We start from the raw sequence: 23106 nt of genomic DNA on the forward strand, positions 1-23106 counted from the left end.
CCGCCTTCTGTAAGAGGAAACGTCAGAGGTTAAACGCCGGATGCAATGCCCGGCGTGATTGTGTATTAACGGTGCAGCCAGGCCGGCAGCCAGTCGCCGTGAGACGCGATCAGGTCGTCCACCAGCGCATAAATCTCTTCAATCCCCAGTACCGCGGCGGTATGCGGATCCATCATCGCCGCGTGATAAACGCGATCGCGATTCTCCGTCAGGATGGCTTCCGTTAGCAGGGTCTGAACATTGATATTGGTTTGCATCATGGCCGCCAAATGTGACGGGAGAGTCCCGACTTTCGTTGGCTGAATACCATTCGCATCAACCAGACAAGCGACCTCAACGCAGCAGCCTTGCGGCAGGTTATCGATCAGATTGTCATTGCGAACGTTGCCATACACGACGCTCGGTTCACCGGTCCAGATAGCATTCATGATAGTGCTGGCATATTCGCGCGACGGTTTAATGTCGATCCGCTCAGCCGTTTTGTACTCTTCCAGCTCTTTTTTCCAGTTCGCCAACTGTTCCACACAACGTTTCGGATATTCATCCAATGGCACCTTATAGCGCTCAATCAAATCTTCACGCCCCGGTTTGATAAACCACGGCGTATATTCGGCGAAGTGCTCCGACGATTCGGTGACGAAATACCCCAATTTTTTGAACATTTCATAACGCACAATGTTCTGGCAACGGGTATTTCCGTGAATATTTGGTTTCGGCGCCTGACCGGATTCATAGGCCGCCAGCAGCTCCGGGTAGAGATTCACATAGGCACCGTCCGCCGTTTTGCGCTCCAGCTCCAGATAAAACGCCATATGGTTGATCCCGGCACTGCGATAGCGCAAAGAAGCAGGGTCGAGGTTCAGATCGCGGGCCAACTCCTCCGCCGTCCCCTGCACCGAATGACACAACCCAACCTGCTTAATATGCGGATAGCGCGCATACATTGCCCAGGTGTTCATTGCCATCGGGTTAACGTAGTTAAGCATTGTGGCCTGCGGACAGACTTCGGTCATATCCTCACAAATCTGCCATAAATGCGGGATGGTGCGCAGCGCGCGCATAATGCCGCCCGGCCCCAGCGTGTCGGCAATCGTCTGCTCCAGACCATGGCGTTTACACACCGTAAAATCGGTGACGGTACAAGGTTCATAGCCGCCAATCTGGAAAGCGACCACCACAAAATCAGCATCCTGTAATGCTGCTTTTTGATCGGTATAGCAGGTGATTCGTCCAGACGCGCCCGCAGAATCCATCAACTTGCGCACAACAACGTGTGACTCTTCCAGACGCGTAGGATCGAGATCCATCAAGGCGATATGCGCAGATTTAAGCGCATCGCGGTGAAAGACGTCCCCAAGAATATTTTTGACGAAAATCGTGGAACCGGCGCCGATAAAGGTAATTTTGGGTGCAGACATCATGACTCTCCAGAACATTAGTGAACACAGTCATGGTGGCACAGCGCATAGATGAAAACCTCCGACTTCCCTGCTGAGCATTCCCATAAACTCAGATCATCACTCTGCGCCCTATTGGATCTGAGTTTATGGGACAAAATTACCCAAAAAGCAGAGTATGCGGCCGCAAAATGTCGCTATGCTCAATGGTAACGGTCCAATTTGTGTCCTGATTCTCAGCCTTAATACGTGTTAAATGACATGATTCTGATAATTCAGGAAATGGAGCAACCATGAGTACATTACCGACATCGCCTCTCCCTCCCGATCCGCACATGTGCAGTAGCGATGAAGAACAAACCCGCAGCCCGCTATCGCTGTACTCAGAATATCAACGGATGGATATCGAGTTGCGCTCACCGCATGCTATGCCTGCCAGCCACTGGCATGGGCAGGTGGAGATCAATGTTCCGTTTGATGGTGACGTCGAGTACCTTATCAACAACGAAGTCGTGCAGATAAAACAGGGACACATCACGCTATTCTGGGCCTGTACACCGCATCAGCTCACGCGTCCGGGCAGCTGCCAAAGCATGGCTATCTTCAATTTACCGATGCACCTTTTCCTCTCCTGGCCGCTGGATCGCGAGCTGATCAACCATGTTACCCATGGAATGGTCATCAAATCGCTGGCGTCGCAGCAGTTGAGCACCTTTGAGGTTCAGCGCTGGCAACAGGAACTGAGCAACCCGAACGAACAAATTCGCCAGCTCGCCATTGATGAAATTGGTCTGATGCTCAAACGGTTTAGCCTTTCCGGCTGGCAGCCTATCCTGGTCAATAAAACCTCGCGAACCCACAAAAACAGCGTGTCGCGGCACGCCCAGTTTTACGTCAGCCAAATGCTGAGCTTTATTGCCGACAACTACGATCAGGCGCTCACCATCAACGACGTCGCGGAACACGTGAAGCTCAACGCCAACTACGCGATGGGGATTTTCCAACGCGTAATGCAACTCACCCTGAAGCAGTACATCACGGCAATGCGGATTAATCACGTCCGCGCATTGCTTAGCGATACCGATAAAACCATTCTCGACGTTGCGTTGACCGCCGGATTCCGATCCAGCAGCCGTTTTTATGACACCTTCAGCAAGTTTGTCGGCATGTCGCCGCAGCAGTACCGCAAACTAAGCCAGCAGCATCGGCAAACAATCGCTGGTTGATATCATTCGGCAATATCAGTATCAGCCAAAAAAATATTCCCCCTGTCGATAAACGGCGGTGAAAAACCGCCAACAAGCAAACATAACCTACTGTTTAAAAACAAATTAAACACAAATCAGACTATTTTTTACCCGCTTTACAGCCCATTTTGACAGGATAATACTTGCCTGCGTCACATTCATACGGTGTGTCTGCAATTCATAGATTGCAACCTTTCCACAACCGGGTAAAAGATGATGAAAGTATTAATTGTTGAAAGTGAGTTTCTGCATCAGGACACCTGGGTCGGTAGCGCTGTCGAACGTCTGGCTGACGCATTAAGCCGCCAAAATGTTACCGTCATTAAGTCCACCTCATTCGACGATGGTTACGCAATCCTCGCCGCCAATGAAGCCATTGATTGCCTGATGTTCAGCTATCAAATGGAACAACAAGACGAGCACCTGAACGTCAGGCAATTGATCGGCAAGCTCCACGAGCGCCAGCAAAACGTTCCCGTTTTCCTGCTGGGCGATCGCGAAAAAGCCACCGCATCGCTGGATCGCGACCTGTTGGAGCTTGTCGATGAATTCGCCTGGATTCTGGAAGATACCGCAGACTTTATCGCCGGTCGCGCCGTTGCGGCGATGACCCGCTACCGCCAACAACTTCTGCCACCACTGTTCAGCGCGCTGATGAAGTACGGCGACATCCATGAATACTCCTGGGCAGCTCCGGGTCACCAGGGCGGCGTCGGATTCACCAAAACGCCGGCCGGTCGTTTCTACCATGATTACTATGGTGAAAACTTATTCCGTAGCGACATGGGTATTGAACGCGCATCGCTCGGCTCGCTGCTGGATCATACCGGCGCGTTTGGCGAGAGCGAAAAATATGCCGCCCGCGTATTTGGCGCTGACCGCTCCTGGTCCGTGGTGGTCGGGACTTCCGGCTCTAACCGCACCATCATGCAGGCTTGTATGACCGATGATGACGTCGTGGTGCTGGATCGTAACTGCCATAAATCCATCGAGCAGGGGCTTATCCTCACCGGGGCAAAACCGGTGTACATGGTGCCAAGCCGCAACCGGTACGGCATTATCGGGCCTATCTACCCGCAGGAAATGCAGCCTGAAACATTGCAGAAAAAGATCAGCGAAAGCCCGCTGACCAAAGGTAAAGCCGGGCAAAAACCGTCTTACAGCGTTGTGACCAACTGTACCTACGACGGTGTTTGCTACAACGCCAAAGAGGCCCAGGACCTGCTCGCGCAAACCAGCGATCGCATCCACTTCGATGAGGCCTGGTACGGCTATGCTCGCTTCAACCCAATTTATGCCGATCACTACGCCATGCGTGGCGCGCCGGGCGATCATAACGGTCCTACCGTTTTTGCCACCCACTCGACCCACAAACTGCTGAATGCGCTTTCTCAGGCATCTTACATTCACGTTCGTGAAGGTCGTGGGGCCGTGAACTTCTCCCGCTTTAACCAGGCGTACATGATGCACGCCACTACCTCTCCGCTGTATGCCATCTGCGCCTCAAACGACGTGGCGGTCTCCATGATGGACGGTAACAGCGGCCTGTCGCTCACCCAGGAAGTGATCGACGAAGCGGTCGATTTCCGTCAGGCCATGGCACGGTTGTACAAAGAATTCACCGCCGAAGGCGACTGGTTCTTCAAACCGTGGAACAAAGAGATTGTGACCGATCCGCAGACCGGCAAAACCTATGACTTTGCCGATGCGCCAACCCAACTCCTGACCACCGACCAGAACTGCTGGGTAATGCGCCCGGGTGAATCCTGGCACGGATTTAAAGACCTGCCGGATAACTGGAGCATGCTGGACCCGATCAAAGTCAGCATTCTGGCTCCGGGGATGGGCGACGATGGTGAACTGGAAGAGAACGGCGTACCGGCTGCACTGGTCACCGCCTGGCTTGGCCGTCACGGCATCGTGCCGACCCGCACCACCGATTTCCAGATTATGTTCCTGTTCTCTATGGGGATTACCCGCGGGAAATGGGGCACACTGATCAACACGTTGTGCTCTTTCAAACACCATTACGATGCCAATACCCCGCTGGCACAGGTGATGCCAGAACTGGTTGAGGAACATCCAGACACTTACGCCAACATGGGCATTCACGATCTGGGCGACACCATGTTCGCCTGGCTGAAAGAGAACAACCCAGGCGCACGTCTTAACGCGGCCTACTCCGGCCTGCCTGTTGCTGAAATCACCCCGCGTGAAGCCTATAACGCGATAGTCAGCGATAACGTTGAGATGGTGGCCATTGAAAATCTGCCGGGTCGTATAGCCGCGAATTCCGTAATTCCTTACCCACCAGGAATTCCGATGCTGCTATCCGGGGAAAACTTTGGCGACGCCAATAGCCCGCAGATTAGTTATCTACGTTCGTTGCAGTCCTGGGACCACCACTTCCCTGGATTTGAACATGAAACCGAAGGAACGGAAATTATTGACGGTGTGTACCACGTTATGTGCGTGAAAGCATAATGTCGTTTTATAGATAGTCCGATGTTTAAGGTAGACATGTCATGCTTGAGTAATTCCTGAGTATTGCTGCAAAACAATAACATTGTCATACCTTTTTGCGCGGGACCACCCCGCGCTTTTTTTATACGCAAATAGCGCCTTTCCACTTGCGTACAAAAATGTGTACATAAGAAAAATCCCGCCAAACATTGTAATTAATTTCAGACACGTTATTTTATTGCAGTCCTGGTTTCATCATACAATTTCAATTTAGCCGATTTGGCTCATCTGATGTTGAGCTACGGTGTTTTATGTTCATATTCCTGGAGTTGGGTATGAGGCTTTGCAGCAAAGAAGCTTGTGTTGTTGTATTAACGGAGAAGGATGTTTGGTTAAGGATTAACGGTAAAGAAGCCATCAGTTTAAAAGATAATCATATGGCACTGGTGGCATGCGATAATAATATTATCGATTTCTCATCACTTAATAACGCATTGGTCGTACATATCAGCCGCGATATCATTAAAGATTATCTGCGCTTTTTAAATAAAGACCTTTCACAGATCCCACTCTGGCAACGCAGTGCCAGCCCAGTGATGACCGCCGCGTGCCTGACGCCGGATGTCTTCAGGGTGGCAGCCCAACATAGCGTAATGGACACAGTGAACGAAGCTGAAAGAGAGCGTACGCGCTCGCTACTGTTCACGGTGTTATCACGCTTTCTCGACAGCAAAAAGTTTATTTCTTTGCTCATGTATATGCTACGCAACTGTATCAGCGATAGCGTTTATCACATTATTGAGAGCGATATACATAAAGACTGGAATTTAAGCATGGTTGCCAGTTGCTTATGCCTGAGTCCCAGTTTGTTAAAGAAAAAGCTCAAAAGTGAAAATACAAGTTACAGCCAAATAATTACCACATGTCGCATGCGATATGCCGTCAATCAATTACTGATGGACGGCAAAAACATTTCTCAGGTCTCTCAACTGTGTGGATATAACAGTACCTCATACTTTATCTCCGTATTCAAAGAGTTCTATGGGATGACGCCTCTGCATTATGTTAGCCAACATAGGGAGCCATCCGCCGCCTGATTTTTAATCAGTTAGCGATAAGCCATAATAATATCAGCATTAGCGATACCCCAGCTCCGTCATCATTAAACAGACTTTTGACGAGGTATGATAAGGCGTCATTTATCCTTATCAGGAGTTAAAAAATATGTCGACGGATGCTGATGCTCACAAAGTGGGCTTAATCCCCGTCACCCTTATGGTGTCGGGGAATATTATGGGTTCCGGTGTATTCCTGCTACCCGCAAACCTTGCGTCAACTGGCGGGATTGCAATCTACGGATGGTTGGTCACGATTATCGGTGCTCTGGCACTGTCGATGGTGTACGCCAAAATGTCGTCCTTAGACTCCAGTCCCGGTGGTTCTTATGCTTACGCCCGCCGCTGCTTCGGTCCTTTTTTGGGCTACCAGACCAACGTACTGTACTGGCTGGCCTGCTGGATTGGTAACATCGCCATGGTGGTCATTGGCGTCGGTTACCTGAGCTACTTCTTCCCCATCTTAAAAGATCCGCTGGTCCTGACGCTGACCTGCGTCGTAGTGCTGTGGATCTTCGTATTACTGAACATTGTCGGACCGAAAATGATCACCCGCGTGCAGGCCGTCGCAACGGTACTGGCACTGGTGCCAATTGTCGGGATTGCCGTCTTCGGCTGGTTCTGGTTCCGCGGTGAAACCTATATGGCAGCCTGGAACGTCAGCGGGATGAACACCTTCGGCGCGATTCAAAGCACTCTGAACGTCACCTTGTGGTCATTTATCGGGGTGGAAAGCGCCTCCGTTGCGGCTGGCGTGGTTAAAAATCCCAAACGTAACGTACCTATCGCTACCATGGGCGGCGTGCTGATTGCCGCTGTTTGCTACGTGCTCTCCACCACCGCAATCATGGGTATGATCCCTAACGCGGCGCTGCGTGTATCAGCCTCTCCGTTCGGTGATGCCGCACGTATGGCGCTGGGTGACACCGCTGGGGCGATAGTTTCCTTCTGTGCTGCTGCCGGGTGTCTTGGTTCTCTGGGCGGCTGGACGCTGCTTGCCGGGCAAACCGCCAAAGCCGCAGCCGATGACGGCCTGTTCCCACCGATTTTTGCCCGCGTGAACAAAGCCGGTACGCCAGTGGCCGGGTTAATTATTGTCGGCATCCTGATGACCATCTTCCAGTTCAGCAGCATGTCGCCGAACGCAGCAAAAGAGTTTGGTCTGGTCTCTTCGGTTTCCGTTATCTTCACCCTGGTGCCGTATCTGTACACCTGCGCCGCGCTGCTGCTGCTCGGCCATGGCCACTTTGGTAAAGCACGCCCGATGTACTTACTGGTGACCTTTATCGCCTTTGTCTACTGCATCTGGGCGGTTGTCGGTTCCGGCGCCAAAGAAGTGATGTGGTCGTTCGTCACGCTGATGATCATCACCGCGCTGTACGCATTGAACTACAACCGGATCCATAAAAACCCGTATCCACTGGATGCCCCGGTAAACAATAACTAACGCCAACAATCGTCGTGGCCCGATGGCGTAAGTTCATCGGGTCAACGTTCTCCTACCGCTCTTCGAAAAATCAACATTAAGAACTTAAGGTTGGCTTAATTTTACTTTGAGAGGATTTGCGCCACATAGTCGATGGAACCCCCTTAATGTTAAAGCTCTTGTTTAAAAGGCCCACTCTCGGGCTAATCAGCTGGCTTCTGCTGATCTCATTTTATCTTGCGACCTTCCTGAACATTGCGTTCTATAAACAAGTGCTGCAAGACCTGCCTCTGGACTCTGTGCGTAACGTGCTGGTGTTTTTATCAATGCCAGTCGTCGCGTTCAGCGTCATGAACATCGTGCTGACGCTGGCCTCATTCCTGTGGCTTAATCGCCTGGTGGCGTGCATTTTCATTCTGGTTGGTGCATCGGCCCAATATTTCATCATGACCTACGGCATCATCATCGACCGCTCGATGATCGCCAATATGATGGACACTACGCCCGCCGAAACCTTTGCTTTGCTGACGCCGCAAATGCTCATCACACTCGGGGTGAGCGGCATTCTGGCCGCGCTCATTGCCTGCTGGGTAAAAATTAAACCGATCACGCCAGTTATGCGCAGCGTACTGTTTCGTGGCGCGAACATTCTGATCTCCGCGCTGCTGATCGTGCTGGTCGCTGCGTTCTTCTATAAAGATTACGCCTCACTGTTTCGCAACAACAAAGAACTGGTGAAATCCCTCAGTCCATCCAACAGCATTGTGGCGACGTCATCCTGGTATTCACACCAGCGACTGGCCCACCTGCCGCTGGTGCGCATTGGCGAGGATGCACATCGCAATCCGTTGATGGTGAAAGAAAAGCGTAAGAACCTGACGATTGTGGTTCTCGGCGAGACCTCGCGCGGCGATAACTTCTCCCTGTCAGGCTACTCGCGCCAGACCAACCCGCTGCTGGAAAAAGATGATGTGGTCTATTTCCCCCGCACCACATCCTGCGGAACGGCAACGGCAGTATCAGTACCCTGCATGTTCTCGGATATGCCACGCGCGCACTACGACGAAGAACTGGCACAGCATCAGGAAGGCGTACTCGACATCATTCAGCGGGCGGGAATTAACGTTCTGTGGAACGATAACGACGGCGGCTGCAAAGGGGCTTGCGACCGGGTTCCACACCAGAATATGACTAAGCTGAACCTGCCAGGGCAGTGTATTGACGGTGAATGCTACGATGAAGTCCTGTTCCACGGGCTGGAAGAGTACATTAATAATCTGCAAGGCGACGGCGTGATTGTGCTGCATACCATCGGCAGCCACGGTCCGACCTATTACAACCGCTATCCTGCGCAGTTTAAGAAATTTACGCCAACCTGCGATACCAACGAAATCCAGACCTGTTCGCAGCAACAGTTGGTCAATACTTACGACAACACCATTCTTTACGTTGACTATATTGTTGATAAAGCGATCAATATACTGAAAGAACATCAGGATAATTTCACCACCAGCCTGGTGTATCTTTCCGATCACGGCGAATCCTTAGGGGAAAATGGCGTCTATTTGCACGGCCTGCCGTATTCGATTGCACCAGATACGCAAAAACATGTGCCGATGCTGCTGTGGCTCTCAGAAGATTATCAGCAACGCTATCAGGTCTCTCAGACATGTTTGCAAAAACGGGCAAGCTCAGAAGACTTCTCGCAGGATAATCTCTTCTCAACTCTGCTGGGATTAACGGGCGTGCAAACACAGAAATATCAGGCGGCAGATGATATTCTGCAACCCTGCCGGGGAGGCTAAACGAATGAAAATTCTGATTGTTGAAGACGACACGTTGTTACTACAGGGACTGATACTCGCTGCACAAACAGAAGGCTACGCCTGTGATGGCGTGTCAACCGCCCGTGCAGCCGAGCAGTGTCTGGAGACCGGACATTACAGTCTGGTTGTTCTGGACCTGGGCTTGCCGGATGAAGACGGTTTGCACTTCCTGACCCGTATCAGACAGAAGAAATACTCTCTCCCCGTGCTGATCCTCACCGCCCGTGACACGCTCAAAGACCGGGTCAGCGGGCTGGACGTGGGTGCCGATGACTATCTGGTCAAACCGTTCGCACTGGAAGAACTGCACGCCCGCATCCGGGCACTTCTGCGTCGCCACAACAATCAGGGTGAAAGTGAATTAATTGTCAGCAATCTGACACTGAATATCGGTCGTCGCCAGGTGTGGATGGACGGACAAGAGGTTATCTTAACGCCGAAAGAATACGCGCTCCTGTCGCGTCTGATGCTCAAGGCAGGCAGTCCTGTTCACCGGGAAATTCTGTATAACGACATCTACAGCTGGGATAACGAACCGTCGACCAATACGCTGGAAGTCCATATCCATAATCTGCGCGATAAAGTGGGGAAATCACGCATCCGCACGGTCAGGGGATTTGGCTATATGCTGGTCGCCACTGAGGAAAGCTAAGTGAAGCTGCTGCAATATCTAAAACGACCTCTCCCTCTTCGCCAACGGTTAATACTGACGATCGGTCTAATTCTGCTGGTCTTTCAGCTCATTAGCACCTTCTGGTTGTGGCACGAAAGTACCGAGCAAATACAGTTATTCGAACAGGCGCTGCGCGATAACCGTAACAACGATCGCCACATCATGCATGAGATCCGCGAGGCTATCGCCAGCCTGATCGTCCCCGGCATCTTTATGGTCAGCCTGACGCTGCTAATTTGCTACCAGGCGGTGCGACGTATTACCCGTCCCCTTGCCGATCTGCAAAAAGAGTTAGAGGCGCGAGCAGCCGATAACCTGGCCCCCATTGAAATTCACAGCTCAACCGTTGAGATCCAGGCCGTTGTCTCAGCGCTCAATGACCTGGTAACGCGGCTGACCAGCACTATTGAAAACGAACGTTTATTTACCGCCGATGTCGCCCACGAACTGCGCACACCGCTGTCAGGCGTTCGCCTGCATCTGGAATTATTATCCAAAACCCATAAGGTCGACGTTACGCCGTTGATTGCCCGCCTTGATCAAATGATGGACAGCGTATCGCAGCTGCTGCAACTCGCCCGCGTCGGACAGTCGTTTTCGGCCGGGAGCTACCAGCATGTCAAACTGCTGGAGGACGTTATTCTGCCCTCCTACGATGAACTCAGCACCATGCTGGACCAACGTAAACAGACGCTGCTCCTGCCACAAAGCGCGGCGGACGTTGTCGTGCGTGGCGATGCTACGCTGTTGCGGATGCTGCTACGAAATCTGGTGGAAAACGCGCATCGTTACAGCCCGGAAGGCACCCATATTACGATTAGCCTGAACACCGAGCATGATGCCGTCCTGGCCGTCGAAGATGAAGGGCCGGGCATTGATGAAAGTAAATGCGGGGAGTTAAGTAAAGCATTCGTCCGTATGGACAGCCGTTTTGGTGGGATTGGGCTGGGGCTGAGCATTGTCAGTCGCATCACCCAGTTACATCACGGGCATTTCTATCTGCAAAATCGCCAGGGAGCCAGCGGCACTCGCGCATGGGTGGAATTGGCGAAAAATCAGTAAGAGCTCACCCACACATACAAAAAGCTGCTGACAATCAGCACACTGCACACGGTGGTCAAACTTTCATAAATACGGGTTTTCATGACACTCTCCTCCGAAACTATGGAGGAGAGTTTGCCTGACACAGATTAAGCCAACCTTAAGTTGATATCATAAGACACCTTATCCGGCCTACTGAGTACAATGCTGCCCGTAGGCCTGATAAACGTAGTCTCATCAGGCAATAACACGAATGCCCTGGCCATGCGCCGGATGGCGGCTAACACCTTATCCGGCCTACTGAGTACAACGCTGCCCGTAGGCCTGATAAACGTAGTGCCAAGGCAATAACACGAATGCCCTGGCCATGCGCCGGATGGCGGCTTGCGCCTTATCCGGCCTACTGAGTACAATGCTGCCCGTAGGCCTGATAAACGTAGTGCCATCAGGCAATAACACGAATGCCCGGGCCATGCGCCGGATGGCGGCTAGCGCCTTATCCGGCCTACTGAGTACAATGCTGCCCGTAGGCCTGATAAACGTAGTGCCATCAGGCAATAACACGAATGCCCTGGCCATGCGCCGGATGGCGGCTAGAGCCTTATCCGGCCTACTGAGTACAATGCTGCCCGTAGGCCTGATAAACGTAGTGCCATCAGGCATTAACACGAATGCCCGGGCCATGCGCCGGATGGCGGCTAGCGCCTTATCCGGCCTACGAAAGTACAACGCTGCCCGTAGGCCTGATAAACGTAGTGCCAAGGCATTAACACGAATGCCCGGGCCATGCGCCGGATGGCGGCTAGAGCCTTATCCGGCCTACTAAGTACAACGCTGCCCGTAGGCCTGATAAACGTAGTGCCATCAGGCAATAACACGAATGCCCGGGCCATGCGCCGGATGGCGGCTAACGCCTTATCCGGCCTACTGAGTACAACACTGCCCGTAGGCCTGATAAACGTAGTCTCATCAGGCAATAACACGAATGCCCGGTCCATGCGCCGGATGGCGGCTAGCGCCTTATCCGGCCTACGAAAGTACAACGCTGCCCGTAGGCCTGATAAACGTAGTGCCATCAGGCAATAACACCGTTACTCTTCAATACGCGGATGCTGCTGCACCAGACGCGTGCGCTTAACCTGTAGCTCAGCAATTTCCTGATCGATATCTTCGATTTTCTGTTCAATGTTATCGTAGTGTTCGCCGAGGATCTCTTTCGCTTCCTGAATATCCGAAGCAGCAGGTGTCGCGCCTTTCAGCGGCTGATTAGCCGTCTCTTTCATGGTCACGCCGGTAATCAAACCTACTACCGCAATCACCATCAGATAATAAGCGGGCATCATCAGATTCTGCGAGCTTTCCACCAGCCATGCGGCCAATGTCGGAGTCAGACCGGCGATTAATACCGAGATATTAAACGCGGCGGCCAGCGCACTGTAGCGAATATGCGTCGGGAACATCGCCGGTAACGTTGACGCCATCACCCCGGTAAAGCAGTTGAGGATCACCGCCAACATCAACAATCCGGCGAAAATCAGGCCAATAACGTTACTGTTAATCAGAATAAATGCCGGAATCGCCAGCACAAACAGCGCAATACTGCCCATGATCACAAACGGACGACGCCCGAAACGGTCGCTGAGCAACCCCATAATCGGCTGCACAAACAGCATACCAATCATGATGGCAATAATAATCAACACGCCGTGGTCTTCAGAGTAATGCAGGTTATGCGACAGATAGCTCGGCATATAGGTGAGCAGCATGTAGTAGGTGACGTTGGTGGCAATCACCAGACCAACACATGCCAACAGGCTGCGCCAGTGCTTAGTCGCAATCTCTTTAAACGAGACCTTAGGACCTTCCTGCAGACCCTGACGATCGCCCTGCTCCAGTTTATCCACGTGCTGCTGGAACGCCGGCGTCTCTTCCAGCGCATGGCGCAGGTACAGACCAATCAGCCCTAACGGTAGAGCCAGGAAGAACGGAATACGCCAGCCCCACTCAAGGAAGTTATCCTCGCCGACGATAGTTGAGATCAGGACCACCACGCCCGCGCCCAGCACAAACCCGGCAATCGAGCCGAAGTCCAGCCAACTGCCCATAAATCCGCGCTTACGGTCTGGCGAGTACTCTGCGACAAAAATCGATGCCCCGGTATACTCTCCGCCGACCGAGAACCCCTGCGCCATCTTACACAGCAACAGCAGAATCGGTGCCCAGATACCAATTGAGGCATAAGAGGGAATAAGACCGATACAGAATGTACTGATCGACATGATCACGATGGTGATAGCGAGTATCTTCTGACGACCGTATTTATCGCCGAGCATACCGAAGAACAATCCGCCAAGCGGTCGAATCAGAAAGGGAACAGAGAAGGTGGCGAGTGCAGCAACCATCTGCACGCTGGGGTCAGCCCCCGGGAAGAACACTTTACCTAATGCGTAAGCAACAAATCCATAAACACCAAAATCGAACCACTCCATCGCATTACCTAACGACGCTGCGGTAATGGCTTTTCGCAATTTACCGTCATCAATGATGGTAACGTCGCGCAGCGTTATCGGTTTTATTTTTTTCCTTTTTAGCATACTCGTCCTCATAGACTTAGCCCTGTCACGCTCCAGTTCGAGTCCCCTAACGCCCATGCGTCAGGGTCATCACCGAGCGGGGAATGCACAGGCGCATTCCCTGTAACAAGCGTAGCAGGTTTACTTACACTGACGAGAAACGCACAGTACAACCGAACCTGTTGACGCCTGATTGGGCGGTTAATGACCTCTTTACCCTAACAGCGTTTAAATTTGTGATCAACTTCACATATAGTTTTTCATTTCGTCAACATGCGTAAATTAGGTCATTCTTAGTCAGCTTTTTTACATGTAATGCTTGCGATTTACTGACAATTAAATACAAGAATAAATCGCTTTATTGCACCAACAATCACAGCGGTCACTATTATTCTGCTAGCAAAAAAACCACCTAATCCCTTCACAAAAAGATCACAGCTTTTTTAATAATCAGACCGACCGGAAACTTTTGCGCGGAATATGTGATGAAGATAACTAAAACATCGTTTTATTTTGATTGAATCAATGTTCCCATGAATGCAAACTAATTCCAGACGCAATATCCCTGGGAGCAGCAACACGCTCAACGTATGCCGCGTTAGATTTTATAAAACAAAGAGATAGCGATTTTCTTTGTTAAGAAATACCAGTAACCATTTGAATTTATTAATTTTTACCCTCTTGCGCGAGTTTTAGCAGCGACAAGACATGAGGACGTTTATGAAAATTAAAGCCACGATTGAACGCATCCCCGGCGGAATGATGTTGATTCCTCTGTTATTAGGCGCAGTGTTAAATACGTTAGCTCCGGATACCGGTGCGTATTTCGGTTCGTTTACCAAAGGAATGATCAGCGGAACGGTACCGATTCTGGCAGTGTGGTTTTTTTGTATCGGCGCATCTATCGATTTGCGGGCAACCGGTACGGTATTACGCAAGTCCGGTACGCTGGTAATAACCAAAATAGCCGTGGCTTGGGTAGTGGCAATGATTGCTGCTTCATTTATTCCTGATACCGGTATTCAAACTGGGTTCTTTGCAGGCCTCTCAGTTTTGGCAATTGTCTCCGCAATGGACATGACCAACGGTGGTTTGTACGCCAGTCTGATGAACCAGTACGGCACCAAAGAAGAGTCCGGCGCATTTGTGTTGATGTCTCTGGAATCCGGTCCGTTAATGACCATGGTGATCCTCGGCTCTGCGGGTCTGGCCTCCTTCGAGCCACACCATTTCATCGGCGCGGTATTACCGTTCCTGATTGGCTTTACGTTGGGCAACCTGGATCACGACCTGCGTTCTTTCTTCAGCAAAGCCACACCGGTGTTGATCCCGTTCTTCGGCTTCGCGTTGGGTAACACTATTAACCTGAGCGTGATCGTTGATACCGGTCTGCTGGGTATCATGCTGGGTGTCGCGGTTATCGTCATCACCGGTATCCCGCTGATTATTGCTGACCGTGTTATTGGTGGCGGGAACGGTACGGCAGGCGTCGCAGCCTCTTCAGCAGCAGGCGCTGCGGTAGCAAACCCGGTGATTATCGCCCAGATTAATCCGGCGTTCGAACCGGTTGCCGCATCCGCTACGGCGCTGGTTGCCGCCAGCGTAATTGTCACCGCCATTCTGGTGCCGATTATCACCGCGCTGTACGCCAAACGTTTTAATAAAAACCTGGTCGCCAACGAAGCGGTGGCCACCCCGGCAGACTCTCTGCACCACTAAACCTGCCTTTATCCTACTCACCAGCCCTGCTCAATTGACGAGCAGGGTCGGTGCAAAAATCTCCTCAACCATCGCATCGACCAGCCGCTTTGCCGAACACAATCGCGGCATTCCCAGCGCCACATTTTGCCAACGCTGCGTCACCGACCAGCTTACCGGATGACGTTGCGCATCGCACCAGCTCCCCAGCCAGCTCAGCATATCGTTATACTCGCCCGATCCGCCGACAGCTGGCGTGCTGAGCCAATGATGATAATAATGACGCGTAGCGGGCGCTGCATTCACGCTGTCCGCCAATGCCTGAGCCGCCATGGTTCGCAGGTTATCTTTTAGCATTAACACCACATCGGCATTCGCTAACCGGCAGGCATCACCAAAAGCTCCCCAACGTAGCTCCTCCAGCGCGACAAAACAGCGTCCTGGTAACGACCAGCCGTCATACGCGCCAGCCCGCCAGCGGGTAAAAATTTGTTCGCTATGCTCGCCCGCCTGAACCGTGAGGCCGCGCTGGGTCAGCGCCTTCTCTTTATACGCCGCGCGTTGGGTAAACCAGTCAGTCAGTGAATTTATTTGCTGTAAAAGACCGGGGGTTGAAAGCCCACGCGGGTGTTCTGTTTGTTGCAAAAACATCAGCCCTTCGGCGATCCGTACTAGCGCCAGATGACCCGGGTCAATCATGCCTGCCAGCTTCTCCACCAGCTTAAGGCGCATCACCAGATGCTCGCTGGACACTCCCGCCATCACCCACGCACGCAGTTGCGTTTGGGATAACACTTCCTGCGTCAGACGCGCACGCAGCCGCTTCTGCTGTTGCAGAAAACCGCCGGAACGTTTGGTTTCATCTCCCTGAACCAGATCGACCATAAACTTCGGGTAGACACACTCCAGCGTCCTCCCGGGGCCTTCCAGTAAAACGTTAGTCATGTGTGCTCGGTTGCAAAAAGGGTATTGATATCGTCACGCAGCAATCGGGAATCTTCATAAAGCCATGCCGCAATCGTAATGCGCTGCTGCAATTGCTCATTCATTGCATTCACCGCCGATTCATTTTGTTGGCGTAGCGTCAGGCTCTCACTCAGACTCGCCTGCAATTGCGCCAGGCACAGAGAGAAATCAGCAAAAAATGTGGCCATGCCAGCCGTAACGGAGATATCGACCTGAGCAGCTAAAGCTTTACGAATTTGTTGGCAAAACTGGGAGACGTACTGCACAAGGTTTTTATGCAATGCGCCCATATCAATGAGATAACGCGTTTTTGTTTCGACGTAATCATTCCATCCCCAGTTGGGTTGATTTAGCCAACGAGAGAAAGTGTCACGCACCACACCGCCAGTAGACGGCGCATTTTCTGCCGGAATATCCTGCTCAATGGCCTCGTTAAACAATTGGCGGGTATTGAAATTAAACATCGCCGTATGGAACGCTGGAAAACGGATCCGCGCACGAAAACCGGCGTGGTTTAGCTCCTCTTTCACCCTTTGCTCAATTGGCCGCATCGCGTCATTTAGCGCCCGGGAGAGCGTCGACTCAAGCTGTTCAAAACGCAGGGCTAAGTCCCGGCTGATGCTTTCCTGCGCCGCCAGCAATACCCCCTCACAGGATGAGCGAATTTTATCTAACACAATTTTCGCCTGCCCTTCATCATGCAGCACCAACATCTCTCCGGCCATTTCTGCCGTATTCACAGCATTCCCCAGACCGTGTTGTGACATCATCAGGACGTTATCTTTGACAAAGAACGTATTGATACCGCAAAGAATCTCAGTCTGTTGCTCACTGAGATAGGCAGCGGCAGCCTCCAGCGCCAGTTCTACTTCATGGCTGACTTCATCGCTCACCCGCCCCTGGCTCACTTCTAACTGCTGCATATCCTCTTCAATATGCGTGATGTTCAGCCGCAGTTTGTCATAGGCGACCGTTAACCCGTGGGCGCGAAATTCCAGATATTCGTGCACGCTTTGTGCATAGTTCAATAACTTATGTGACGCAGAGCGAAGCGCATACAACGAAGCATTAGCATAAGCGGCGTGGATCACTTTCTGGATCGGCTGTTCAAACAGCGAGTCTTCCCACAACAGGTCGGCGGCATGGCGGATGTGTTCCGTATCGTCAAGATCGGTGGTGCGCCAGCGTCTGCCAAGCGCCGCTTCGGCAAAATCCTGCACCCAACGTTGCTCCTGATGATCCGGCAGTCGCCCGCGCGTCGTCAGCTCATGACGCGCCCTGTTTGCCAGATAGCCCCACATTGAGGAGACCGGATAAATTCTTTCAGGGGCGATTCCGCCTTGCATCAATGTGCCGGAAATCAACGCCCGCACCTGGTCTTCATCGTCACTGTTGCGGTCTTTCTGATCGAACTTGTTCACCAGCGCATACAGCGGAACTGACTTGCCGACCGCCATAATCGCCTGACGCACTTCCTCATCGGAAATCGATTTCAGTTGGGTGTAATCCAACACCGCCAGCACCGCAGAGGCCCGCACCAGCTGTTCATTGAGCATTTTTTGTAAGTGCGGTTGTCCCGCCTCGTTCGGCCCCGGCGTATCCAGCAGCGTTAATTGCCCTGGGTAGCTTGCCTGTCCGGCCAAATGGACAAATTCAACCTCAATAACCGGAATATGCTCAATCGCAGCATAGGCAGCAAAAGGAAAATCAACGTCCAATGCTTTTGACAGGCGCACCAGGTCGTTCAGGCTTTTAAGACAATGGAAAATAGGCTGTGCGCCAAGATAATACCGTTCAAATGCCACACCATTTTCAATATGTTGCAGCAGGACATTCATATCCTTGTCAATTTCCAGGGTCTGCGTAAGACGCAGGCGATCGCACTCGCGCACGCGTTGCTGCAAAACCTTCATTAAGGCATCGATCGGCGCGACATGTGAAAAATGCAGCACCGGCTCTTTCTGCCCCGGCGTATGGCGTATTAGCGTTGGTAACGCCGTCATGGGGCGATTACGATTAGGTAACACCTCTGTCCCCACAATCGCGTTAATCGTCGTCGATTTTCCCGCTTTCATGGTGCCAACAATCGCCAGCACCATTTCCAGACGCGTAATCTTGCGCAGCTCATTATTGAGCGTTGCTTGCTGGACATCCATGCCACGCGCGCTGAAATGCAGGGGCTGAACAACCTGACTGCTATGCTCTCCTTGTTTTAGCGCGACATCATCCAACGAGGTCACGGGCAATTTTTGCAATTGCCTGAGATGTTCAAGCGAGAGCATCAGCAAGCGTTCCGCTTCCTGACTTAATTCATAAATTGTCTGTGTGTGCATGGAAAATTTTTCCTTAACGCAAATAGCATTACTTTTATTTAGCCCAATCGTTTTATTTATAGATTTTTTGGCTTTTATAATTACGTATAGAAATAATTAAAATCAAAACAACCAATTGATATTATTAAAATAAATTTGGTGTATAACCGCTGGCCCGATGCCTCTCACTTATGAAAATAAGTAAGAAAGATAGACAGCGTAGTTCAGTTTTAAAAAATGCCAGCGGAATCCCCCTACTAAATTTAAGGGGTTCAATGATATTCAATCACAATGACTTAGGCATTTCTAAGCAATGTTACCTATGAATATCAGATATTTCGCCTCACCTTATCTTAAATATCTAAGCGTAGCAATTTCCCTTAAAAAATATTCCGCCATACTTTCATTGAGGTGAAAGCAGAGGGTCTTTACAGCAGATCATTTTGCGTAATCGCGCAGTAGTCCCGACAAATGCAGGGATTTTATGTATAATTGCGGCCTTTTTCGGCAATCTGCCATTTTTTGGGCGCATTTGCCCCTGCTGACTTTTGAGGAAATCCACATGTCATTACCACACTGCCCGCAATGCAACTCCGAATACACTTACGAAGATAACGGCATGTTCATCTGCCCGGAATGCGCTCACGAATGGAACGATGCTGAACCGGCGCAGGATAGCGACGAACTGATCGTTAAAGATGCCAACGGCAACTTGCTGGCTGACGGCGACAGCGTGACCGTCGTGAAAGACCTGAAGGTAAAAGGTAGCTCTTCCATGCTGAAGATTGGTACCAAAGTGAAAAACATTCGTCTGGTTGAAGGTGACCACAACATCGATTGCAAAATCGATGGCTTTGGCCCAATGAAGCTGAAATCTGAGTTTGTGAAAAAGAACTGATGCAAATTGCCTGATAGCGCGACGCTAATCAGGTCAACACCAGCTCATCTGCCAGGCGGGAAGCTCATACTTCCCGCCTGGTTTATTTTTGCAGACGCTAACTACACTTAATTGGCTTCTTTTACCTGAGGTAAAGATTATGCCGTTAAGTCCCTATATCTCCTTTGCAGGCAACTGCGCTGACGCTATCGCCTACTATCAAAAAACGTTAGGCGCTGAGCTACTCTACAAAATCAACTTCGGTGAAATGCCCAAATCGGCGCAGGAAAGCGAAGATGGTTGCCCTTCAGGCATGAAATTCCCCGACACCGCCATCGCCCACGCCAACCTGCGCGTTGCGGGCAGTGACATCATGATGAGCGATAGCGCCCCGGACGGAAATGCTCACTACTCTGGCTTCACGCTGGTGCTCGACACGCAAAACGTCGATGAAGGCAAACGCTGGTTTGATAACCTGGCAGCAAACGGAAAAATCGAAATGGACTGGCAGGAAACCTTCTGGGCCCACGGTTTCGGTAAAGTGAGCGACCAGTATGGCGTGCCGTGGATGATCAACGTCGTCAAACAACAGCAACCCCCTACAGAGTAATCCAACGGGAGGCCAGCCCTCCCGTACTGTCATCAAATAGCGCTCAACTCTTCATCGTCTAGTAACCATCCCTTAACGAAAACGTCACATTAATCCGCCACGATGGGGCCACTTTTTTAGGGAGGCCGCATCATGCAAACGATTATTCGCGTCGAGAAACTCTCCAAGTCCTTCAATCAACATCAGGCGCTCAATGCGGTTGATCTGAACATCTGTTCCGGTGAGATGGTGGCTCTGCTTGGGCCGTCTGGCTCCGGCAAATCCACCCTTTTACGTCATTTAAGCGGTTTGATCACCGGTGATAAATCCCCCGGTAGCCGCGTCGAGCTGCTGGGCCGCACCGTTCAACATGAAGGCCGCCTGGCGCGCGATATCCGCAAAAGCCGTGCCCACACCGGCTACATCTTCCAGCAGTTCAATCTGGTGAACCGCCTGACGGTGCTGGAGAACGTCCTGATTGGCGCGCTCGGCAGCACGCCGTTCTGGCGCACCTGTTTTAGCTGGTTTAGCCAGGAACAAAAACAGCGCGCGCTCCAGGCGCTGACCCGCGTGGGCATGGCGCACTTTGCATACCAGCGCGTTTCCACACTTTCGGGTGGGCAACAGCAGCGTGTCGCAATCGCCCGCGCACTGATGCAGCAGGCCAAAGTGATCCTCGCCGACGAGCCGATTGCTTCGCTGGACCCGGAATCCGCACGGATCGTGATGGACACCCTACGCGAGATAAACCAGACCGACGGCATCACCGTGGTCGTCACGCTGCATCAGGTGGATTACGCCCTGCGCTACTGCGAACGCATCGTCGCGCTGCGCCAGGGCAACGTCTTCTTTGATGGCAGCAGCCAGCATTTTGATAACGATCGTTTTGACCATCTCTACCGCAGCATGAACCGCGTCGAACAGAACGCGCAGGCTGCCTGACATCCCCACAATGAGGAATGGAAATGAGCTATAAGACCGTTGCCGCGCTGGCCTTCACCAGCATGTTTAGTCTCAGCACACTGCTCACCCCGGCCCATGCCGAAGAGCAAGAAAAAGCGCTGAACTTTGGCATTATTTCGACCGAATCACAGCAAAATCTGAAACCGCAGTGGGAACCGTTCCTGAAGGACATGGAAAAATCACTGGGCGTGAAAGTGAACGCCTTCTTCGCCCCGGACTACGCCGGGATCATCCAGGGAATGCGCTTTAACAAAGTTGATATCGCCTGGTACGGCAACCTCTCGGCAATGGAAGCGGTGGATCGCGCTAACGGGCAAGTGTTTGCCCAGACCGTCGCCGCCGACGGATCCCCAGGTTACTGGAGCGTGTTGATCGTTAACAAAGACAGCCCGATCAATAACCTGAACGATCTGATCGCCAAACGTAAGGATCTGACCTTCGGCAACGGCGATCCCAACTCAACGTCAGGCTTCCTCGTCCCCGGCTACTACGTCTTCGCCAAAAACAACATCTCCGCCAGCGACTTCAAACGCACCGTTAACGCCGGACACGAAACCAACGCGCTGGCCGTCGCCAACAAGCAGGTCGATGTCGCCACCAACAACACCGAAAACCTCGACAAGCTGAAAACTTCCGCACCGGAAAAACTGAAAGAGCTGAAGGTGATCTGGAAGTCGCCGCTGATCCCGGGCGATCCGATCGTCTGGCGTAAAAACCTCTCCGAAACCACCAAGGACAAGGTGTACGACTTCTTTATGAATTACGGCAAAACGCCGGAACAGAAAACCGTACTGGAACGCCTGGGATGGGCACCGTTCCGCGCCTCCAGCGATCTGCAACTGGTGCCGATTCGCCAGCTGGCACTGTTTAAAGAGATGCAGGGTGTGAAGGACAACAAAGGGCTGAACGAGGAAGAGAAAACCAGCAAAACCTCGGCATTGAAAGCGCAGCTCGATGACCTTGACCGTCTGACCGCCGCACTGGGCGCTATGACCAGCGTCACCAAAGCGGTGCAGTAAACCTGGTGACCAAATTGTAGGCCTGATAAGCGCAGCGCCATCAGGCAATGCAAGGGATTCCATGCCGGATGGCGGTGCCAGCACCTTATCCGGCCTACAACAGACCCGAAACATCGACACCCAGGAGCTAAACATGCAAACCATCACCGTCGCCCCGCCCAAACGTAGCTGGTTCTCGCTGCTGAGCTGGGCCATTCTTCTCGCCGTGCTGGTGGTCTCGTGGAAAGGTGCCGAAATGGCCCCGCTCACGCTGATCCAGGATTCCGGCAATATGGCGACCTTCGCCGCCGACTTCTTCCCGCCGGACTTCAGCCAGTGGCAGGACTATCTCGGTGAAATGGCCGTCACCCTGCAAATTGCCGTCTGGGGGACTGCCCTCGCCGTTGTGCTGTCGATTCCCTTCGGCCTGATGTGCGCCGATAACCTCGTGCCGTGGTGGATTTACCAGCCGATGCGTCGCCTGATGGACGCCTGCCGCGCCATCAATGAAATGGTCTTCGCCATGCTGTTCGTGGTCGCCGTCGGGTTAGGCCCATTCGCCGGGGTGATGGCGCTGTTTATCCACACTACCGGGGTGCTCTCCAAGCTGCTTTCCGAAGCGGTAGAAGCTATTGAGCCAGGTCCGGTAGAAGGCATTCGCGCCACCGGTGCCAACAAAATTGAAGAGATTCTGTACGGCGTTCTGCCACAGGTCATGCCGCTGCTTATCTCTTACTCGCTGTATCGCTTTGAATCCAACGTTCGCTCGGCCACGGTGGTCGGAATGGTGGGTGCAGGCGGTATTGGCGTGACCTTATGGGAAGCGATTCGCGGCTTTCAGTTCCAGCAAACCTGCGCCCTGATGGTGTTAATCATCGTCACCGTCAGCCTGTTGGATTTCCTTTCCCAGCGTTTGCGTAAGCACTTTATCTGATTAGCGAG

At 52.1% G+C, this 23106-nt stretch carries 18 protein-coding genes; 13 read left to right on the forward strand and 5 right to left on the reverse strand.

The annotated features are described in order from the left end of the window. Positions 1–65: 65 nt before the first annotated feature. Entirely contained in the window at positions 66–1421 is a 1356-nt protein-coding gene (melA, locus tag JQN59_RS21860; protein ID WP_149608182.1) for an alpha-galactosidase, read from the reverse strand. Between the two features lie 269 nt (positions 1422–1690). Between melA and melR the strand changes: the two genes are divergently transcribed. From melR to pmrB, 7 genes are all read left to right on the forward strand, one after another. After that, positions 1691–2623 carry a transcriptional regulator MelR gene (melR, locus tag JQN59_RS21865; protein WP_003826756.1) on the forward strand — a complete coding sequence of 311 codons (933 nt, stop codon included), beginning with the start codon at positions 1691–1693 and terminating at the stop codon, positions 2621–2623. A 237-nt stretch (positions 2624–2860) separates the two neighbouring features. Further along, entirely contained in the window at positions 2861–5128 is a 2268-nt protein-coding gene (gene adiA / locus JQN59_RS21870) for an arginine decarboxylase (RefSeq protein WP_020996085.1), read from the forward strand. Between the two features lie 314 nt (positions 5129–5442). Continuing rightward, positions 5443–6204 (forward strand): AraC family transcriptional regulator, encoded by a 762-nt coding sequence (locus JQN59_RS21875; protein ID WP_149608181.1) that lies wholly within the window; start codon positions 5443–5445, stop codon positions 6202–6204. A 127-nt stretch (positions 6205–6331) separates the two neighbouring features. Beyond that, entirely contained in the window at positions 6332–7669 is a 1338-nt protein-coding gene (adiC, locus tag JQN59_RS21880; protein WP_003031853.1) for an arginine/agmatine antiporter, read from the forward strand. A 146-nt stretch (positions 7670–7815) separates the two neighbouring features. Next, positions 7816–9453, forward strand: a complete 1638-nt coding sequence (gene eptA / locus JQN59_RS21885; protein ID WP_048215101.1) for a phosphoethanolamine transferase EptA — start codon at positions 7816–7818, stop codon at positions 9451–9453. Positions 9454–9457: 4 nt separating this feature from the next. Further along, entirely contained in the window at positions 9458–10126 is a 669-nt protein-coding gene (pmrA, locus tag JQN59_RS21890; RefSeq protein WP_008786966.1) for a two-component system response regulator PmrA, read from the forward strand. Between the two features lie 9 nt (positions 10127–10135). Then, positions 10136–11209: a two-component system sensor histidine kinase PmrB gene (gene pmrB / locus JQN59_RS21895; protein ID WP_103015279.1), complete on the forward strand. Its 1074-nt coding sequence runs from the start codon at positions 10136–10138 to the stop codon at positions 11207–11209. On the opposite strand, the gene pmrR is transcribed toward pmrB, so the two are convergent. Together pmrR and proP are read right to left on the reverse strand one after the other, a co-directional pair. Then, positions 11203–11292, reverse strand: a complete 90-nt coding sequence (pmrR, locus tag JQN59_RS21900) for an LpxT activity modulator PmrR (RefSeq protein ID WP_003826741.1) — start codon at positions 11290–11292, stop codon at positions 11203–11205. The two genes, pmrB and pmrR, sit on opposite strands and share 7 nt — an antisense overlap. A 987-nt stretch (positions 11293–12279) precedes the next feature. Beyond that, entirely contained in the window at positions 12280–13782 is a 1503-nt protein-coding gene (gene proP, locus JQN59_RS21905) for a glycine betaine/L-proline transporter ProP (protein ID WP_003826737.1), read from the reverse strand. A 699-nt stretch (positions 13783–14481) separates the two neighbouring features. On the opposite strand from proP, the gene kdgT reads away from it, so the two are divergent. Further along, on the forward strand, positions 14482–15480 hold the full coding sequence (kdgT, locus tag JQN59_RS21910) for a 2-keto-3-deoxygluconate transporter (protein WP_128317538.1): 999 nt from the start codon (positions 14482–14484) through the stop codon (positions 15478–15480). Positions 15481–15510: 30 nt separating this feature from the next. Here the strand turns inward: kdgT and JQN59_RS21915 are convergent, their stop codons facing one another. Further along, the gene (locus tag JQN59_RS21915) at positions 15511–16404 is read right to left on the reverse strand and encodes a diguanylate cyclase regulator RdcB family protein (RefSeq protein ID WP_048227455.1); all 894 of its coding nucleotides are present in this window, start codon (positions 16402–16404) and stop codon (positions 15511–15513) included. Further along, complete coding sequence (gene crfC / locus JQN59_RS21920) at positions 16401–18758, reverse strand: clamp-binding protein CrfC (RefSeq protein WP_136392398.1); 2358 nt, start codon at positions 18756–18758, stop codon at positions 16401–16403. Before crfC ends, JQN59_RS21915 begins: the two co-directional genes overlap by 4 nt. 541 nt (positions 18759–19299) lie before the next feature. Between crfC and JQN59_RS21925 the strand changes: the two genes are divergently transcribed. From JQN59_RS21925 to phnE, 5 genes are all read left to right on the forward strand, one after another. After that, positions 19300–19635, forward strand: a complete 336-nt coding sequence (locus tag JQN59_RS21925) for a zinc ribbon domain-containing protein YjdM (protein ID WP_003031835.1) — start codon at positions 19300–19302, stop codon at positions 19633–19635. A 139-nt stretch (positions 19636–19774) separates the two neighbouring features. Beyond that, positions 19775–20224: a VOC family metalloprotein YjdN gene (gene yjdN / locus JQN59_RS21930; RefSeq protein ID WP_048215105.1), complete on the forward strand. Its 450-nt coding sequence runs from the start codon at positions 19775–19777 to the stop codon at positions 20222–20224. Positions 20225–20356: 132 nt separating this feature from the next. Beyond that, positions 20357–21145: a phosphonate ABC transporter ATP-binding protein gene (gene phnC / locus JQN59_RS21935; RefSeq protein WP_048215106.1), complete on the forward strand. Its 789-nt coding sequence runs from the start codon at positions 20357–20359 to the stop codon at positions 21143–21145. A gap of 23 nt (positions 21146–21168) precedes the next feature. Then, the gene (gene phnD / locus JQN59_RS21940) at positions 21169–22185 is read left to right on the forward strand and encodes a phosphonate ABC transporter substrate-binding protein (RefSeq protein ID WP_008786961.1); all 1017 of its coding nucleotides are present in this window, start codon (positions 21169–21171) and stop codon (positions 22183–22185) included. 133 nt (positions 22186–22318) lie between these two features. Further along, positions 22319–23098: a phosphonate ABC transporter, permease protein PhnE gene (gene phnE, locus JQN59_RS21945; RefSeq protein ID WP_016155398.1), complete on the forward strand. Its 780-nt coding sequence runs from the start codon at positions 22319–22321 to the stop codon at positions 23096–23098. Positions 23099–23106 lie beyond the last annotated feature (8 nt).

Source organism: Citrobacter sp. B72, assembly GCF_016894305.1.
Lineage (GTDB): Bacteria > Pseudomonadota > Gammaproteobacteria > Enterobacterales > Enterobacteriaceae > Citrobacter > Citrobacter portucalensis.